This is a genomic window from Bradyrhizobium sp. WYCCWR 12699 (assembly GCF_032144035.1).
Classification (GTDB): Bacteria; Pseudomonadota; Alphaproteobacteria; order Rhizobiales; family Xanthobacteraceae; genus Bradyrhizobium.
The window spans coordinates 453,806-468,991 of sequence record NZ_JAVTJN010000030.1; the positions used below are offsets into that span (position 1 = coordinate 453,806).

The 15,186-nt window shown below is 65.2% G+C and carries 14 protein-coding genes; 8 read left to right on the top strand and 6 right to left on the bottom strand.

What is annotated here, in order from left to right:
* The first annotated feature begins 109 nt into the window (after positions 1 to 109).
* From RPS27_RS12925 to RPS27_RS12940, 4 genes are all read left to right on the top strand, one after another.
* Positions 110 to 2,977: a PAS-domain containing protein gene (locus RPS27_RS12925; RefSeq protein WP_212064988.1), complete on the top strand. Its 2,868-nt coding sequence runs from the start codon at positions 110 to 112 to the stop codon at positions 2,975 to 2,977.
* Positions 2,978 to 3,180: 203 nt separating this feature from the next.
* A complete protein-coding gene (locus RPS27_RS12930; protein WP_212064987.1) occupies positions 3,181 to 4,158 on the top strand; it encodes a tripartite tricarboxylate transporter substrate binding protein in 978 nt (325 codons plus the stop codon).
* A 155-nt stretch (positions 4,159 to 4,313) separates the two neighbouring features.
* Positions 4,314 to 4,799, top strand: coding sequence for a tripartite tricarboxylate transporter TctB family protein (locus RPS27_RS12935; protein ID WP_212064986.1), 486 nt, complete (start codon positions 4,314 to 4,316; stop codon positions 4,797 to 4,799).
* 4 nt (positions 4,800 to 4,803) lie between these two features.
* On the top strand, positions 4,804 to 6,312 hold the full coding sequence (locus RPS27_RS12940; RefSeq protein WP_212064985.1) for a tripartite tricarboxylate transporter permease: 1,509 nt from the start codon (positions 4,804 to 4,806) through the stop codon (positions 6,310 to 6,312).
* A 98-nt stretch (positions 6,313 to 6,410) separates the two neighbouring features.
* Here the strand turns inward: RPS27_RS12940 and RPS27_RS12945 are convergent, their stop codons facing one another.
* Complete coding sequence (locus tag RPS27_RS12945; protein ID WP_212064984.1) at positions 6,411 to 8,105, bottom strand: bifunctional diguanylate cyclase/phosphodiesterase; 1,695 nt, start codon at positions 8,103 to 8,105, stop codon at positions 6,411 to 6,413.
* A gap of 220 nt (positions 8,106 to 8,325) precedes the next feature.
* On the opposite strand from RPS27_RS12945, the gene RPS27_RS12950 reads away from it, so the two are divergent.
* A complete protein-coding gene (locus RPS27_RS12950; protein WP_212065226.1) occupies positions 8,326 to 8,586 on the top strand; it encodes a hypothetical protein in 261 nt (86 codons plus the stop codon).
* Positions 8,587 to 8,592: 6 nt separating this feature from the next.
* Here RPS27_RS12950 and RPS27_RS12955 read toward each other — a convergent pair whose 3' ends face one another.
* The 3 genes from RPS27_RS12955 to mtgA form a co-directional block, all read right to left on the bottom strand.
* Positions 8,593 to 9,246: a hypothetical protein gene (locus RPS27_RS12955; protein WP_212064983.1), complete on the bottom strand. Its 654-nt coding sequence runs from the start codon at positions 9,244 to 9,246 to the stop codon at positions 8,593 to 8,595.
* 142 nt (positions 9,247 to 9,388) lie between these two features.
* A complete protein-coding gene (rpmF, locus tag RPS27_RS12960) occupies positions 9,389 to 9,571 on the bottom strand; it encodes a 50S ribosomal protein L32 (RefSeq protein ID WP_007598106.1) in 183 nt (60 codons plus the stop codon).
* A 163-nt stretch (positions 9,572 to 9,734) separates the two neighbouring features.
* On the bottom strand, positions 9,735 to 10,409 hold the full coding sequence (gene mtgA, locus RPS27_RS12965; protein WP_212064982.1) for a monofunctional biosynthetic peptidoglycan transglycosylase: 675 nt from the start codon (positions 10,407 to 10,409) through the stop codon (positions 9,735 to 9,737).
* A 161-nt stretch (positions 10,410 to 10,570) separates the two neighbouring features.
* On the opposite strand from mtgA, the gene RPS27_RS12970 reads away from it, so the two are divergent.
* Together RPS27_RS12970 and RPS27_RS12975 are read left to right on the top strand one after the other, a co-directional pair.
* Positions 10,571 to 11,494: a polyprenyl synthetase family protein gene (locus tag RPS27_RS12970; protein WP_194405014.1), complete on the top strand. Its 924-nt coding sequence runs from the start codon at positions 10,571 to 10,573 to the stop codon at positions 11,492 to 11,494.
* A 9-nt stretch (positions 11,495 to 11,503) separates the two neighbouring features.
* Complete coding sequence (locus tag RPS27_RS12975) at positions 11,504 to 12,196, top strand: DUF1345 domain-containing protein (protein WP_211415420.1); 693 nt, start codon at positions 11,504 to 11,506, stop codon at positions 12,194 to 12,196.
* A gap of 32 nt (positions 12,197 to 12,228) precedes the next feature.
* Here RPS27_RS12975 and RPS27_RS12980 read toward each other — a convergent pair whose 3' ends face one another.
* Both RPS27_RS12980 and RPS27_RS12985 read right to left on the bottom strand, forming a co-directional pair.
* Positions 12,229 to 14,055 (bottom strand): caspase family protein, encoded by a 1,827-nt coding sequence (locus RPS27_RS12980; protein WP_212064981.1) that lies wholly within the window; start codon positions 14,053 to 14,055, stop codon positions 12,229 to 12,231.
* A 183-nt stretch (positions 14,056 to 14,238) separates the two neighbouring features.
* On the bottom strand, positions 14,239 to 14,667 hold the full coding sequence (locus RPS27_RS12985) for a GFA family protein (protein WP_313754064.1): 429 nt from the start codon (positions 14,665 to 14,667) through the stop codon (positions 14,239 to 14,241).
* A gap of 93 nt (positions 14,668 to 14,760) precedes the next feature.
* Here RPS27_RS12985 and RPS27_RS12990 point away from each other — a divergent pair, with 93 nt between their 5' ends.
* Positions 14,761 to 15,135, top strand: a complete 375-nt coding sequence (locus RPS27_RS12990; RefSeq protein ID WP_194405018.1) for a nuclear transport factor 2 family protein — start codon at positions 14,761 to 14,763, stop codon at positions 15,133 to 15,135.
* Positions 15,136 to 15,186 lie beyond the last annotated feature (51 nt).

Genomic DNA, 15,186 nt, shown 5'->3' on the forward strand with positions numbered 1-15,186 from the left:
ACCCTCCGTAAACTACTGCGCTTAAGGGAATTTTCCCGCCTCTTCGTTACCCTCGGTGGCTGAATTAGGTTGCGTTAAGTCTATTGCCCGCCGAGATCCTGCCGATCCCATGATTTCGACCTGCGACAACGAGCTTGGTGCGCGCCGCGAGCAGGGCCCGGAAGCCCTGGTCGCGCTGAGCCAGCTTGCGCTCGACCACATGGAACAGGGCGTCTGCGTCTACGACGCCGACAACCGGATCGTGCTGGTCAACCAACGCTACCTGTCCCAGTTCGGCATGTCGGCCGACATCGTACGGGTGGGCACGAGCTACCGCGAGGTGCTCGCGCACAGCGCCGGCCGCGGTAACTTTCCGGAAAGCGAGATCGACGCGCTCTATTCGGCGCGGATCGCGGAGATCGCGGGGGGAAAACCGTTCCGGACCGAGCAGCGGCTAGCCACCGGCCTCGTCATGTCGCTCGAGCTGAAGCCGCTTCCCGGCGGCGGCTGGATGACGATCTGCGACGATGTCACCCGCCTCGCCCGGCTCGAAGCGGAATTGCGCGTGCAGACCGAGCGCAGCCAGCACGCGCTCGCCAACATGTCGCACGGCCTCATCATGTACGACGCCGACAGCAGCGTCGTCGTCTGCAACGAGCGCTTCCTGAGCCTCTACAACCTCGATCCCGCAATCGTGAAACCGGGCGTCTCGCATCATGCGGTGCTCGACCATTGGCTGTCGCGCGGCAACATGGCCGGCATGCCGGCCGACGAATTCCAGCATTCCAGATTGGAGGACGTGCGCGCCAGGCGGGCCAAGACCATGCTGGTGATGCGCTATGACGGACGCATGGTGCAGACGGTCTCCCGTTTCCTGCCCGATGGCGGCTGGGTGACCGTGCACGAGGATGTCACGGAGCGGCTGCAATACGAGGAGACGCTGAGGCAGCAGAACTTCATCCTCGACGCGGCGCTGGAGAACATGGCGCACGGGCTCGCCTTCTACGACAGCGACATGCGCCTGCGCGTCTGCAACACCACTTATCGCAAGATCTACCTGCTGTCGCCGGAAGAGACCAGGCCCGGCACGCATCTCTCCGAGCTGATCGAGCGTTCGATAGCGAACGGCGCGTTTGCCTCGGAATACAGCCCGCAGCAGATCCTCGAAGCTGCCCGCGCGCGGATCGCGAGCCGCGATTGCTCGCCGATGCGACGGCGCATGTCGAACGACACGGTGATCTCGGTGCGCTATTGCGCGCTGCCCGAGGGTGGCTTCGTCGCCACCTATGAGGATATCACCGAGCGCGAACACGCGATCGGGGAGCTGAGCGAGCAGTACCGCCGCTTCGACGCGGCGCTGAACAACATGAGCCAGGGTCTGTGCATGCTCGACTCGAGCCTGCGCGTGATCGTCTGCAATCGCCGCTATATCGAGATGTACGGCCTGTCGCCCGACATCGTGAAGCCCGGCGTCTCGATGCGCGAGATCATGGAGCACAGCTGCGAGCTCGGCATCCACCCGAACATGACGGGGGCAAGGCTCTATGCCGACTATGTCGAACGGCTGCGCGAGGGCGAGCACACGCTGCACCGGCATCTGAACGACGGCCGCATCATCAAGCTCAATCACAAGCGCATGGAGCAAGGCGGCTGGGTCGTCACCTATGAAGACGTCACCGAGCGCCACAAGGCCCAGGCCCGGGTGGCGCATATGGCGCGGCACGATTCTCTGACGGATCTGCCCAATCGCACATTGTTTCGCGAGAAGATGAGCGAGGGTCTGAACCAGGTCGCGATCGCCGGCGGCGCGATGGCGGTGTTGTGCTTCGACCTCGACAATTTCAAGACGGTCAACGACCGCCTCGGCCATGCCGCGGGCGACCGCCTGCTGCGCTGGGTCGCGGCGCGCCTGAAGGAGAATGTCGGCGAGCACGACACCGTCGCGCGTCTCGGCGGCGACGAATTCGCCGTGCTGCAGCGCGGACCGCAGCCGCAATCGGCGGAGAAGCTTGCGCGGCGCCTGGTCGAGATCATCGGCCGCCCGCCGCCGCTGGAGAGCCAGTCGATCCATGTCGGCGCCTCCGTCGGAATCGCCATCGCGCCCGATCACGGGCTCGATGCCGACGAGCTGATGAAATGCGCCGACCTCGCGCTGTATCAGGCCAAGGCCAAGGGGCGCGGGGCCTATCAGCTGTTCGAGCCCGAGATGGAGGAAGAGGCGCGCAGCCGCCACGCGCTCGAGCAGGATCTGCGCGGCGCGCTGGAGGCACGCGAATTCCACCTGGTGTTCCAGCCGCAGATGCGGCTCGATTCGTCGGAGCTCACCGGCTTCGAGGCCCTGCTGCGCTGGAAACATCCGTCGCGCGGCTTCATCTCGCCGGCCGAGTTCATTCCGATCGCGGAAGAGAACGGGCTGATCGTGCCGCTCGGCGAATGGGTGCTGCGCAGCGCCTGTGCGACCGCCGCGTCCTGGCCTGGTGTCGCCGTCGCGGTGAACCTGTCGCCGGTGCAATTCCGCTCGCGCGGATTGGTGGCAATGGTCACGAGCGCGCTCGCCGAAGCCGGCCTGCCGCCGCAGCGTCTCGAGCTCGAAGTCACCGAGACGGCCCTGCTCGACGACAGTGAAGCGACCATCGAGATCCTGCACCAGCTCCGCGCGCTGGGCGTCCGCGTCAGCCTCGACGATTTCGGCGTCGGCTATTCCTCGCTGAGTTACTTGCGCAAATTTCCGTTCGACCGCATCAAGATCGACCGTTCCTTCGTCGGCACGCTCGGCGAAAGCCCCGAGAGCGTTGCCATCGTCCGCACCATCGCCAGCCTCGGTTCCGTGCTCGGCGTCGAGACCACGGCAGAGGGTGTGGAGACCGAGGAGCAACTCGACTTCGTGCGCGAATGCGGCTGCACGGCCGTGCAGGGCTATTATTTCGGCAAGCCGTGCCCCGCATCGGAAGTCGGCCGCACCATCGAGACGCTGAACACGGTCCGGCGCGTGGCGTAACGGCTTTCTGCTCGCTCAAATTCCGCCTCTCGGCACACGGCCAAACGACGAATTGTCGCATGTGCCGGTTTGACCGGCATTGCCGCACCGACCGCCGCGCCCCTATCGCGCAACGCGCTTTTCTTCTCCCGCGATTTCGGGAACAATCCTCTCACAAGAACGAAGAACGGCGGCCCGCAAGCGGCCCCGAGGGAGGAATTCCGATGCCGCGATACGGGCTGAAGACGATCGCATCTGCCGCGATGCATGCTGTCCTGGGCACATTGCTCTCGACCGCCGCAATGGCGCAGGACTATCCCACCAAACCCATCACGCTGATCGTGCCATGGCCGGCCGGCGGCTCGACCGATATCTCGATGCGCGCCATCGCCGACAGCGCCTCGAAGGTGCTGGGGCAGCCGATCGTGATCGACAACAAGGCCGGTGGCGGCGGCACTGTGGGGCCCGCGACCATGGCCGCGGCCGCGAAGCCCGACGGCTACACCATCTCGCAGATTCCGATCACCGTCTTCCGCCTGCCCTTGATGCAGGAGGTATCGTGGGATCCGGCCAAGGACTTCACCTACATCGTCCATCTCACCGGCTACACGTTCGGTGTGACCACCAGCGCAGAATCGCAGTTCAAGAGCTGGAAGGACGTGGTGGAGTTCGCGAAGGCCAACCCGGGCAAGGTCACCTATGCCACGCCGGGCGCCGGCACCTCGCTGCATATCGGCATGGAGCAGATCGCCGGGATGTCCGGCATCAAGCTGACGCAAGTCCCGTTCAAGGGCGGCGCCGAGACCAACGCCGCGGTGCTGGGACAGCACACGATGCTTCAGGCCGATTCCACGGGATGGCGACCGCTGGTCGACGCCGGCAAGCTGCGCCTGTTGATGGTGTGGACCGGCTCACGCTCGCCGAACTATCCCGATGTGCCGACGCTGAAGGAGCTCGGCTACCCCATGGTCTATGATTCCCCGTTCGGCATCGCCGGCCCGAAGGGCCTCGATCCAAAGATCGTCGCCAAGCTGCACGATGCCTTCAAGAAGGCAGTCGAGGACCCCGCCGTTGTGGCAACGCTCGCCAAATACGACATGGTGCCGAACTACAAGAACACCGAGGACTACAAGAAGTTCGTCGTCGAGGTCACGGAGTCCGAGCGCAAGGTGATCGAGACGCTCGGGCTGGCGAAGAAGTAAGACTGAGCCACCAGCGTGTCCGGGACGCGGTGCAGCGCTTCTTCAGCGGTGCACCGCAGAGCCGGGACCCATCCTGCCAAGCATCCATGGACCCCGGATCTGCAGCGCGTCACTTCGTGCCGCGCAGCGTCCGGGGAACGGCCGAGAGGGTGTCGATGACCAACCAAACCAACGTCAAACTCCGCCTCGACAATTCCGAGCTCTGGGGCGGGCTGATCGGGCTCGCGCTCGGCGGCTTCGTGATATGGTCGGGCATGAAGCTCAAGCTCGGCACCATCAACGATCCCGGCTCCGGCTACGTGCTGTTCTACACGGGCATCCTGATGTGCCTGTTCGCTGGCGCCATCATCGTCTCGGCGGTCACCGAGGGCGGCCCGACGCTGGCCTCGCGCTGGGAGAATGTGCGCTGGAGCAAGCCGCTGCTGCTGATCGCATGTCTCGTGGCATTCTCCGTTGCACTGGAGCCGCTCGGCTTTCTGCTGTCGTCGATCCCGTTGATGCTGCTGCTGTTGCGGCTGATCGATCCGGTGCGCTGGACGCTGGCGATTCCGATCGCCGTGCTGGTGCCCATGGGCATGTGGTGGGTGCTCAAGCGGGTGCTGCTGATCCAGCTGCCCTCGGGCCTGTTCGGGATCGGCTGACCTCATGGATACACTCGTCAACGTCGCGCATGGATTCGGCGTCGCGCTGCTGCCGGTCAACCTGCTCTATTGCTTCATCGGCGTCTTCATCGGCACGCTGGTCGGCGTGCTGCCGGGCATCGGGCCGATCTCGGCAATGTCGCTGCTGCTGCCCGTGACGCTGTCGGGCACGCCGGAATCCGGCATCATCATGATGGCCGGCATCTATTACGGCTCGATGTATGGCGGCTCGACCACCTCGATCCTGGTCAATATCCCCGGCGAGGCAGCTTCCGTCGTCACCTGCATCGACGGCCACCAGATGGCGAAGCAGGGCCGCGCCGGCCCCGCGCTCGGCATCTCCGCCTTCGGCTCCTTCATTGCCGGCACGTTCGCACTGATCGCCTTGATGCTGGTCGCGCCGAAGCTTGCCAGCGTCGCCATCGCGTTCGGCCCGGCCGAATATTTCAGCCTGATGGTGCTCGGCCTCGTCGTGCTCACCTTCCTGACGCAGGGCTCGATGCCGAAGGCGCTGCTGATGGCATGCATCGGCGTCGTGCTCGGACTGATCGGGCTCGACAGCATCACGGCGCAGCCGCGCCTGACCTTCGGCCGCATGGAATTGATCGACGGCATCGGGCTCGTGCCCGTCGTGATGGGCCTGTTCGGCGTCGCCGAGGTGCTGCTCAACACCGAGCAGGCGATCAAGCGCGACGTCATCAACACAAAGATCACGCATCTGCTGCCCACCAGGGAGGACTGGAAGGCGAGCGCAGGTCCGGTCGGCCGCGGCACCATTCTCGGCTTCTTCCTCGGCATCCTGCCGGGCGGCGGCGCGGTGGTGGCCTCCTTTGCATCCTACGCGCTGGAGAAACGGCTGTCGAAGACGCCCGAACGTTTCGGCCATGGTGCGATCGAAGGCGTCGCGGGGCCGGAATCGGCGAACAACGCCGCGGCAGGCGGCGCCTTCATTCCGCTGATGACGCTCGGCATTCCGCCGAACGTGGTGATGGCGCTGCTGCTCGGGGCCTTCGTCATTCACGGTCTGCAGCCGGGGCCGCTGCTGATCACGCAAAACCCCGGCCTGTTCTGGGGCATCGTCGCCAGCATGTATATCGGCAACGTCATGCTGCTGATCCTGAACCTGCCGATGATCGGCATGTGGGTGCAACTGCTCAAGCTGCCCTACAACATCCTGTTCCCCCTGATCATCCTGTTCACGATCCTGGGCGTCTACTGCTCCAGCAACAACGTGTTCGACGTCTATGTGATGATCGCGTTCGGCATCATCGGCTATTTCATGCGCAAGCTCGGCTACGAGCCGGCGCCGCTGGTGCTGGCCTTCGTGCTGGGGCCGATGATGGAGAATAACTTACGCAAGTCGCTGATCCTGTCGCAGGGCGATCTCTGGACCTTCGTGCAGCGGCCGATCTCGGCAGTGTGCCTCGCATTCGCAATGATGCTGCTGATCGCACCGCTCTTGCCCGCACTGCGCAAGAAGCGCGAGCTGGTGGCGCTGGATGAGGGGGCGTAACGTTTTGCAGAGGTCGGCTAAGATGCAATTTCGCGAAAACAACCCCATGCACAGTAGATGGGGGATTGATTTCACAGGGAAAATTCTAGCGTGACATGCTACCCCGCCGCCGGCAGCGCGCTATCCGTCGGAGCGCCCCACGGCCGTTCGGCTGATGCCAAGCCGATCAGGCGGCCCTGGATATAGTCGCAGCCCCAGTCGCGCAGCATGCTTGCTGCCTCTTCGTCCTGCACCCATTCAGCCACGGTCTTGATATCGAGGCGTCGCGCGAGATCGATCAGCGTCTGCACGAAGGCGCGGTCGTCCGCGGAATGGGTGATGTTCTGCACGAAGGCGCCGTCGATCTTGACGATGTCCACGCCGAGCTTGCGCAGGTTTCGGAACGAGGTGTAGCCGGCGCCGAAATCGTCGATGGCGATGCGGCTGCCGAAATTCTTCAGCCGCGTGACGAAGCCACGGACGTCGTCGATGTCCTGGATCGCGACCGTCTCGGTGATCTCGACGATCAGCCGCTCGGCAACGCCGGGATGGGCCAGCATCAGCGATTCGATTCCCGCCCACCAGTCCGGATCCATGGTGGTATCGGGCGAGATGTTGAGGCTGAGGCAGATGTCGGGCGCGCCGGCGAGCTCGGCGACCACGAGCTCGAGCACGCGGTGATCGACCAGGCGGATCAGGCCGAGCCGTTCGGCGACCGGCACGATGTCGGGCGCGAGCAGCACCTGGCCGCCGCCCTGGTCCATCCGCACCAGGCATTCGTGGAAGGCGCGCTCGCGCGAGGCGGCCGACACCACCGGCTCATAGGCCAGCTTGATGCGGCGCTCGTTCAGCGCGGTGACGATCTCGTCGGTGACGCGGATATTGACCCGGCGCTGCGCGTCGCGCGCGGCATCCGGACGCCATGCCGCGAACGAGCCGGCGCGACGGCGCTTGGCGGCGTCCAGCGTCTCATGGGCGCGGTTGACGGCCTCGTCGGTGTTGCGGGCGTAGCGCGGCAAGCTGACTGCGCCGATCGAGGCGGTGACCGAGACCGGGCCGGATTTGGTGGGCACCACCTCGTCGCGAATGCCGGCGAGGAAACGCTCGGCGGCGACGTTCATGTCGTCGACGGTGCAGTTCTTCAGGATCAGGCCAAACTTGTTGCCGGAAAAGCGGCCGAGCACGTCGCCGCCACGCAGGCGCGAGCGGATGCGCTTGGCGATGTCGAGGATCACAGCGTCGGCAACGTCGAAGCCGAAGGCGTCGTTGACGCGGGCGAGATGGTCGATGCCGACCAGCATGAACGCCGCAGTGGAGCGGAAGCGGGTCGTCTCCTCGATCGCCTCGGCCAGCGCGGCGATCAGGTGCGAGCGGTTGAGCTCGCCGGTCAACGGATCGAGCCGGGCCAGCTTGGTCAGCTCCTCGTCTCTAGCATGGCGCTCGTTGTTGATACGGATCGAGCCGATCGCGCGCGTGGGGCGGCCGTCGGGGCCGGCGAACCAGCGGCCGGTCTCCTCGATCCAGATCACGGGATCGGCGGCGCTCATGCGGACGCCGTACTCGACACGGTAGGGCGTGCCGTCGGCGCCGTGCACGGCGGACGTCTGCGCCAGCGCCGCGGTCCGCAGCGACGGCGCGGGTTCGATCAGCTTGGCAAATTCGGCGCCGGTCGCGAGGCGCTCGGCGGGAATGCCGGGAAAAACGCTGGCGGCCTGGTCACCCCAGACAATGGCATCGCTGGCGACGTCCCAGGCGAACACGGCCTGGCCGAGCGCGGCCAGAATGTCGGAGGCTTGCGGTAATGCAGGGGTCAAAATCGCCTCGTTTCGGGACAGCGGGTAAGTCCTGAGCCGGCACAGAATAGGGCCAGATTCGCCTTCGACCCTAGGCAAAGTTCATAAACAATTTGGAAACCACGTTCCCGAGCCGCCCAGGAACGATTAAGCTCGACCGGCATAGGCCTTGCGAGACCATCAAATGCACCGGCGCCAATGTCCCAAAACGCGCCAGCTCAATCTGATGAACGGTGTTGCGATGGCGACGACGGATGGAATCGAAGAGATCAAGCGGCAGGCCGGCACGGCCCTGGTCCCGCTGATGCCGACGTTACGCTGGGTGCACAAGACGCCGATATTGCGCCCCGATCCCAGCTTCGTCACCCAGCTCATCGCCAACGCCGAGCAGCTGCCCCAGGCGAGCCGGCTGCGCCGCGGCTCTTCCGAAGACGTGCAGATGGCCTATGGCGGCAAACGCCCGCTGCAGAGCGTCAGCGCACGGACACGGCAGGTGGCTTGAGGCCGATCAGCGCGGCGGCGTCTCGGAAGACGGCGGCGTGCCGTTACCCGGCTGAAGCTGCGGCGAGGGAATTTCCGGCGAAGACGCGCCCTGCACGGGCTTCGGCGCAGGATGATCCATCAGCACGGATTCGGCGACGGACTGCGCCGAGGGTGCGGGAGGCTCTCCTGGCACCGGCTGCGGCGCAATCACCGGCTCGAACTTGCGCTCGGACGCCGCATCCTCCACCGGCGCCTCGGCCTGGCGCTTGGCCTTGCGCGGCGCCGGCACCGTGGTCTCGGCGACATAGGTGACGCGGCGGCGCGTGCGCTGGGCAATGCCGCCGAGGAAATCCGCCATCGCCAGCAGCACCAGCAGGAAATAGGTCGAGTTGCCGAATTTGGGCCACATCACGAATTCGGCCGCGGCCGCGCCGAAGATGATCAGCGACAGCAGATGGTCCATCAGGAATTTCGATCCGGGCCGCGCGCCCTTGACCACTTCGAGCAGCAGCAGCACCACGCCGAGCGCGAGCATGAGATCGGCCAGCGTGACCGGCCAGGCCTCGCCCGTGATCATCGGCACCCGAAACAGCACGTCCGAGAAGGACACGCTGGGCATCAGGAAAGCGATGATGTTGTACACCGCGAGCGGAATCAGAAGCAGCGGGAAACCGACCATCGGCAAAATGCCTTCTCAAGCATGATATCCGGACAGAACAATGCAGCGGCGAAGCATTCGCTCCGCCGCCGTCACCGTCTATCTCATGGGTGGGCCGAAATCAGGCAGGCGAAATCCTCCTGCCCGGAGAAAGGTCCTGGGCTCAGGACTCTTTCTTCTTCAGGACCTGCCGGCCCTTGTACATGCCGGTCTTGAGGTCGAGATGATGCGGACGACGGAGCTCGCCGGAGTCCTTGTCTTCCACATAGGTCGGCTTCTTGATGGCGTCTGCCGAGCGGCGCATGCCACGGCGCGACGGCGAGGTTTTTCTTCTCGGAACGGCCATTTCAATATCCTCTAGGGATTGGTGTCATCAGGGCATCGTCCGCGGGACGGCTCAGCACCCAAACGGGGCGAGCGAAATGCCGATCAAGGCCGGGCTTATAGAGGAAGGCCGGGCGTAAAGCTAGGCTTTTGGGCCGGAAAATACGCTCCGAATGGGCCCAAAATCAGCGATTTTCCCGCCAGCAGGTCGCAAGCGAGCTCGCCTGCCCCCGGGCCATATAGGTGGCCGCCAGCCGCCGGACACCCGGGCCGGGGGTTTTGGCGCTGCGTTTGACCGGATTCGGCAGGATCGAGGCCAGAAGGGCCGCCTCCCGGGGGGAAAGGTCCTCGGCCGACTTGCCGAAAGCATAGGCGCTGCCGGCCTCGACGCCGAACTGGCCCTTGGGGCCGAACTCGGCGATGTTGAGATAGATCTCCAGGATCCGCGGCTTGGGCAGGACGAGATCGATCCAGAGCGCCAGCGGGAATTCGAGCGCCTTGCGGACGAAATCCCGCCCCTGCCAGAGGAACAGATTTTTCGCGACCTGCTGGGTGATCGTGGATGCGCCCCGGAACGGCGTACCGTCCTCCTGGGCATCGTCGATCGCCTCGCGCAGCGCGCCCCAATCGATGCCGTGATGCCTGCAGAAATGGGCGTCCTCGGCTGCAATCACCGCTCGCGGCAGATAGGGCGACATCGCCGCCAGATCGATCCATTCCCGCTGCATCGGCACGCCGCGGAGCGAGCGCCACGCCATCAGCGTCGAAACGGGATGGCCGATGCGGTAGAACGGCGCGATCACATAAGGCGCGAGAATGACGACCGCGAGCGCTACGAGCAGGATTTTGACGATGCGCAAATCGACCTTTCCGGCATGGAACGAGAAGCGGCCACGGATCACCCCATTAAGTCTGTGATAATTCGGGCCTTTTCCAGCACTTTTTAGGCCTTCCAAACGATTGACTGGGGCGGGCGCATAAAGGATTGTCCCGCCGAATTTTAGTTCTGGAGCCTTTCTTGATGACCGGCACGTCCCCGTCCGATTTCGCCAAACGTCTGGACAAGACCGCTGATGACACCGAAGCCCTGCTCGGGCGCCTGCTGTCGGACGACATCCTGCACGATGAGATCGCCCGGCCCAAGCGACTGATGGACGCAATGCGCTATTCGAGCCTCAACGGCGGCAAGCGCCTGCGGCCGTTCCTGGTGGTCGAGAGCGCTGCCGTATTCGGCGTATCGCGCGAGGCCGCCCTGCTCGTCGGCGCCGCGCTCGAATGCATCCACTGCTATTCGCTGATCCACGACGATCTGCCGGCGATGGACAATTCGGACCTGCGTCGCGGCCGTCCCACCCTGCACAAGCAGACCGATGACGCGACCGCGATCCTCGCCGGCGACGGCCTCCTGACGCTCGCCTTCGACATCGTCACCCGCGACGAGATCCATCGCGACGCCAATGTGCGCCTCCTGCTGACACGCGCGCTGGCGCGCTGCGCCGGCATCGGCGGCATGGTCGGCGGCCAGATCCTCGATCTCGCCGGCGAAGGCCGCTTTGGCGGCAACGAGCCGATCGATGTCGCCCGCATCCAGCAGATGAAGACCGGCGCGCTGCTGCGCTACGGCTGCATCGCCGGTGCGATTCTCGGCCAGGCCTCGCAGAAAGAATATCAGGCGCTCGACGATTACGGCCGCGCGCTCGGCGAGGCCTTCCAGATCGCCGACGATCTGCTCGACGTCGAAGGCGATGCCGCCGCGCTCGGCAAGCCGGCCGGCGCCGATGCCGCGCTCGGCAAGACCACGTTCGTCACCCAGCTCGGCATCGAAGGCGCCAAGCAGCGCGTGCGCGACCTGCTCGCCCGGGCCGATAGCGCCGTGTCGATCTTCGGCGACCGTGCCGCCGTGCTGCAGGCCGCCGCGCGCTTCGTCGCCGAGCGGAAGAACTGACGCGCTGCTATGGCGGGCAACGGCAAGGAAGATCCCGCCCTCGCCCGCTTCCGCAAGATGTCGCGGCCGGTGCGGCTGATCTATGCGCGGCCGCGGACCTTCATCGCGGTTGCGGCCGGCATCCTGGTCGGCCTGCTGCTGCCGGGCTCGTACCGGTTGGTGACCCGCCTGTTGTTCGGCTGGGATGCGCTGATAGCGGTCTATCTCGTGCTGGTCTATGCGATGATGCTGTGCAACGACCACCAGCACATCCGCCGCTCCGCCGCGATGCAGGACGACGGCCGCTTCCTGATCCTGCTGGTGACGGCCACAGGCGCATTCGCCAGCATCGCCGCGATCGTCTCCGAGCTCGGCACGCCGCATCGCGGCGTGTGGGAGCTCACGATCGCGATTGCCACCATCGCGCTGTCATGGGCCGCCGTGCACACGACGTTCGCGCTGCATTACGCGCATGATTATTACCGCGGCGCCAAGCCCGGCGGCCTGCAATTCCCGAGCGGCGACAAGGAAGACCACGCCGACTATTGGGACTTCGTCTATTTCTCGTTCGTGATTGGCATGACCGCGCAGGTCTCCGACGTCGGCATCACCGGCAAGACCATCCGCCGCACGGCCACCGCGCATGGGATCGTGTCATTCATCTACAACACGGCCCTGTTGGCCCTGACCGTGAACATCGCGGCGAGCGCGATTTCGAACTGATCGTCCCGGCGTTGCCGGGACGATCGGAATTGTCAGTTGCAGACCTCGGCATTGGCGTCATTGGAGGGGCCGCCACCGCCGCGATATTCGAGATGGCAGCCGCGGCTGACAGGACGGCAGCCGGTGCTGTTGCAGAACATCTGCCCGCCGCCCGAGGCACGGCTGGCGCCAGCGGCAGCAGCAATGCCGGCCGCAGCACCATAACCACCCGCGGCCCCGGCCGCCGCACCGCCGGCCTGACGACGCTGCCGCGCAGGACGCTCATCGCCATCGTCGCGCTTGGCGGTCGCGGGTTTGGCCGGCTTGGCCGCACGCTGCTTTTCGCACTCATTGTCGTCGTTGACCGCATAGCCCTCGCGGCAGACGATCTTGCTGCACTTGTCGCCGTCGGCCTTGAAGCCATGTTCGCAAACCAGCGGACAGACGCGCGACGGCTTGGCCTTGACGGCGTCGAGCGCGTCGGTGCTCGCAACCTTCACGTCGAGCTTGGTGCCGGCGTAGCGGTTGAACTGCGACAGTGAACGCTGCGAGGACGTACTCCAGTTGCCGTCGGCTGTGCCCGAGAAGCAGCCGACGCGGCCGAGCTCGGTCTGCACGGATCGGCTGAGATCGGCCGGCGCAGTCGCCGGCGTCAGCGACGCGACGTTGGTGCCGGCGGGGCTCGCCGTGCTGGCCGGCGCCGCGCTCGGGGCCGCAGCGGCGAGATTGACGCGCTGCTGCTCGGCGGCAGCGGCCTGCTGCTGTGCCTGCTCCTTTGTCTTCTGCGCGGCAAGCTGCGCCTGCTCGGCGGCCTTGGCATCGGCTGCGGCTCTGGCCTGCGCATCCTTCTGGGCGCCGAGGGCGGCGAGACGATCCCGCTCGGCCTCGGCCTGCTTCGCCTTCGCGATCGCCGCTGCGTGGGCCTGCTCGGCGCCGATCTTTTCGACCTGGAGCTTGGCAAGGTTCGCATAGAAACCATCGGGGTGCTGGGCGAGGAAGGCATCCCATGCCGCCTTGTTGCCGACCTGGAGCGCGAGCTCATAGTCGCGGCGGATATCGGCCTGCGGGTTAGCCACGGGCGCGACGGGTGCGGCCGCCGCGACCTTGACCGGGACCAGCGGCACGTCGTCGCCGCCGAGCGATCCGTAGACGAACGGCTCCTGCTTGTTACCGGTCGACTTGAGCACCTCGTCGCGCACGAAACCGAAGGCGCGGCGAACGTCGAGGCCCGGCGTCGTCAGATATTTCGACAGCGCAACCGTGAAGGGGCTGTTGGCACCGTCACCGTCCTGGGCGGTGAAGCCGGCCTTCGCCGAATAGGCGATCAGCGTGTTGGGGCTGGTCGGCTCGACCTGGGCGAGGCCACGGCCGATGCCGCGCGAGGCCACCGTACGCTTCATCGTCTTGCCGAACGGATTGTCGCGGCAGGCATCCAGGATCACCAGACGAAGCTGTTTTGCCGGTTCGACGGCAACCAGCACGCGATCGAGCGAGAGCGCCTCGTCATAGACGTCGGTGTCGCGCTCGAGCTTGGCGTCGACAGGGATCAGGTAATTCGAACCCTCGACCTCGATACCGTGACCGGCATAGTAAACCACGGCAATGTCGGCATTGCGGGTCGCGTCGGCGAAATCGCGCAGCACGCGCCGCGTCTCCTGGGCCGATAGATCGTGTCGGTAATCGACGGTGTCGAAACCGGCCTCCTTCAGCGTCTTGGCCATCACCGCACCGTCGTTGACGGGGTTGGTGAGCGAGGGCGCGTGCCGATAGGCCGAGTTGGCAAGCACCAGCGCGACGCGGTTGCCCGCGAACGCGGGCTCTGCGCCGAACAGCAGCGCTGCGGCGAGGAGAAGCGGGCAGAGTCTGAGCAGATTGCGCATGACACAACTTCCGAAGTTCGGGGCGTTTCGAGCCCCTTTAGGACCGCTTTAGCAGGATCTGGCGGCGGCGCTTGTGATGGAGGTCACGAAGACCGCACCGACGACAGCCCGAAAGTCCCCCTCTGTTTGTCGCGCCAGTCCGGCCGCGGTTCGCGGCCAAGCCGGCGTGCGGACCAAATTCCCCTAGCCATCACCGATATGCCCCCGATATTGCGGCAGATTGTCCGTGATGTCGTGCCAGGACGCCTTCGAGGCCACGAAAATATGGGCGCTCGGCCGGATCGAGGGGGTATCGACCAGGGTTCCCATGGCGACATGGACCCATTGTCCCTCTCGCACCCGGGAATAAAGCAGCGAGCCGCATCGCCCACAATGCACGTCGTGGGTGGTGTCGTCGCCGAAAATCAGCCGCTGGTCGTCGCCCCGGACAATACGGAGCTTGTCCTGCGCGATGCCGGCGAACGGCTTGAAGGCGGAGCCGGTGGTGCGACGGCAATTCGAGCAATGGCAGTTCATCGCATAGGAGAATGCGTCGGCAACCTCGAAGCGCACGGTGCGGCAGCAGCATTCGCCGATCAGGATACGAGCGTTCGAATTTTCTGATCCGGTCATGGCGAGGCCTCACGCAAATGGCTGACACACCCATAGCGCATTTTGACCTGTACGACTAAGTTCGTCCCAAGCCATCATGCAAAAGGATGACCCATGAACCAGAACCGCTCGAGCGTCGAAGCCGTCGTGCAATGCTATTTTGACGGCCTTTACGAGGGCGACGCCGAAAAGCTCGGCGCCATCTTCCATCCCTCTGCGGATTTGCGCTGGGTCGAGAAGGGCGAGCTGCAGGTGCTGACCGTACCCGACTGGCTCGACCGCGTGCGCAAGCGCCCCTCCGGCAAGGCCGAAGGCAAGCCGCGCGAGGACTTCATCGTCACCATCGACCGTTCCGACGAGAAGACCGCCTTCATCAAGGTCCGGTGCCAATTGCCGCCGCGCTTCTTCACCGACTATCTGGTGGCGATGAAGCTCGCCGACGGCTGGCAGATCGTATCGAAATCGTATCGCTATGATTTGAGGGAGTGAGGGGACCTGATCGTCTGCTGCCCAATATCTGCCGCGCTCACCCTCCAATTT

Excerpts from the sequence above, each read along its gene's own strand:
- RPS27_RS12955 (WP_212064983.1), bottom strand. The coding sequence starts at position 9,246 with ATGGTCGGTTTCCCGCTGCTTCTGATTCCGCTCGCGGTGTACAACATC.
- RPS27_RS12985 (WP_313754064.1), bottom strand. The coding sequence starts at position 14,667 with ATGACCGGATCAGAAAATTCGAACGCTCGTATCCTGATCGGCGAATGC.
- RPS27_RS12975 (WP_211415420.1), top strand. The coding sequence starts at position 11,504 with ATGGCGGGCAACGGCAAGGAAGATCCCGCCCTCGCCCGCTTCCGCAAG.
- rpmF (WP_007598106.1), bottom strand. The coding sequence starts at position 9,571 with ATGGCCGTTCCGAGAAGAAAAACCTCGCCGTCGCGCCGTGGCATGCGC.
- RPS27_RS12950 (WP_212065226.1), top strand. The coding sequence starts at position 8,326 with ATGGCGACGACGGATGGAATCGAAGAGATCAAGCGGCAGGCCGGCACG.
- RPS27_RS12970 (WP_194405014.1), top strand. The coding sequence starts at position 10,571 with ATGACCGGCACGTCCCCGTCCGATTTCGCCAAACGTCTGGACAAGACC.
- RPS27_RS12940 (WP_212064985.1), top strand. The coding sequence starts at position 4,804 with ATGGATACACTCGTCAACGTCGCGCATGGATTCGGCGTCGCGCTGCTG.
- RPS27_RS12925 (WP_212064988.1), top strand. The coding sequence starts at position 110 with ATGATTTCGACCTGCGACAACGAGCTTGGTGCGCGCCGCGAGCAGGGC.
- RPS27_RS12935 (WP_212064986.1), top strand. The coding sequence starts at position 4,314 with ATGACCAACCAAACCAACGTCAAACTCCGCCTCGACAATTCCGAGCTC.
- RPS27_RS12980 (WP_212064981.1), bottom strand. The coding sequence starts at position 14,055 with ATGCGCAATCTGCTCAGACTCTGCCCGCTTCTCCTCGCCGCAGCGCTG.
- RPS27_RS12930 (WP_212064987.1), top strand. The coding sequence starts at position 3,181 with ATGCCGCGATACGGGCTGAAGACGATCGCATCTGCCGCGATGCATGCT.
- RPS27_RS12990 (WP_194405018.1), top strand. The coding sequence starts at position 14,761 with ATGAACCAGAACCGCTCGAGCGTCGAAGCCGTCGTGCAATGCTATTTT.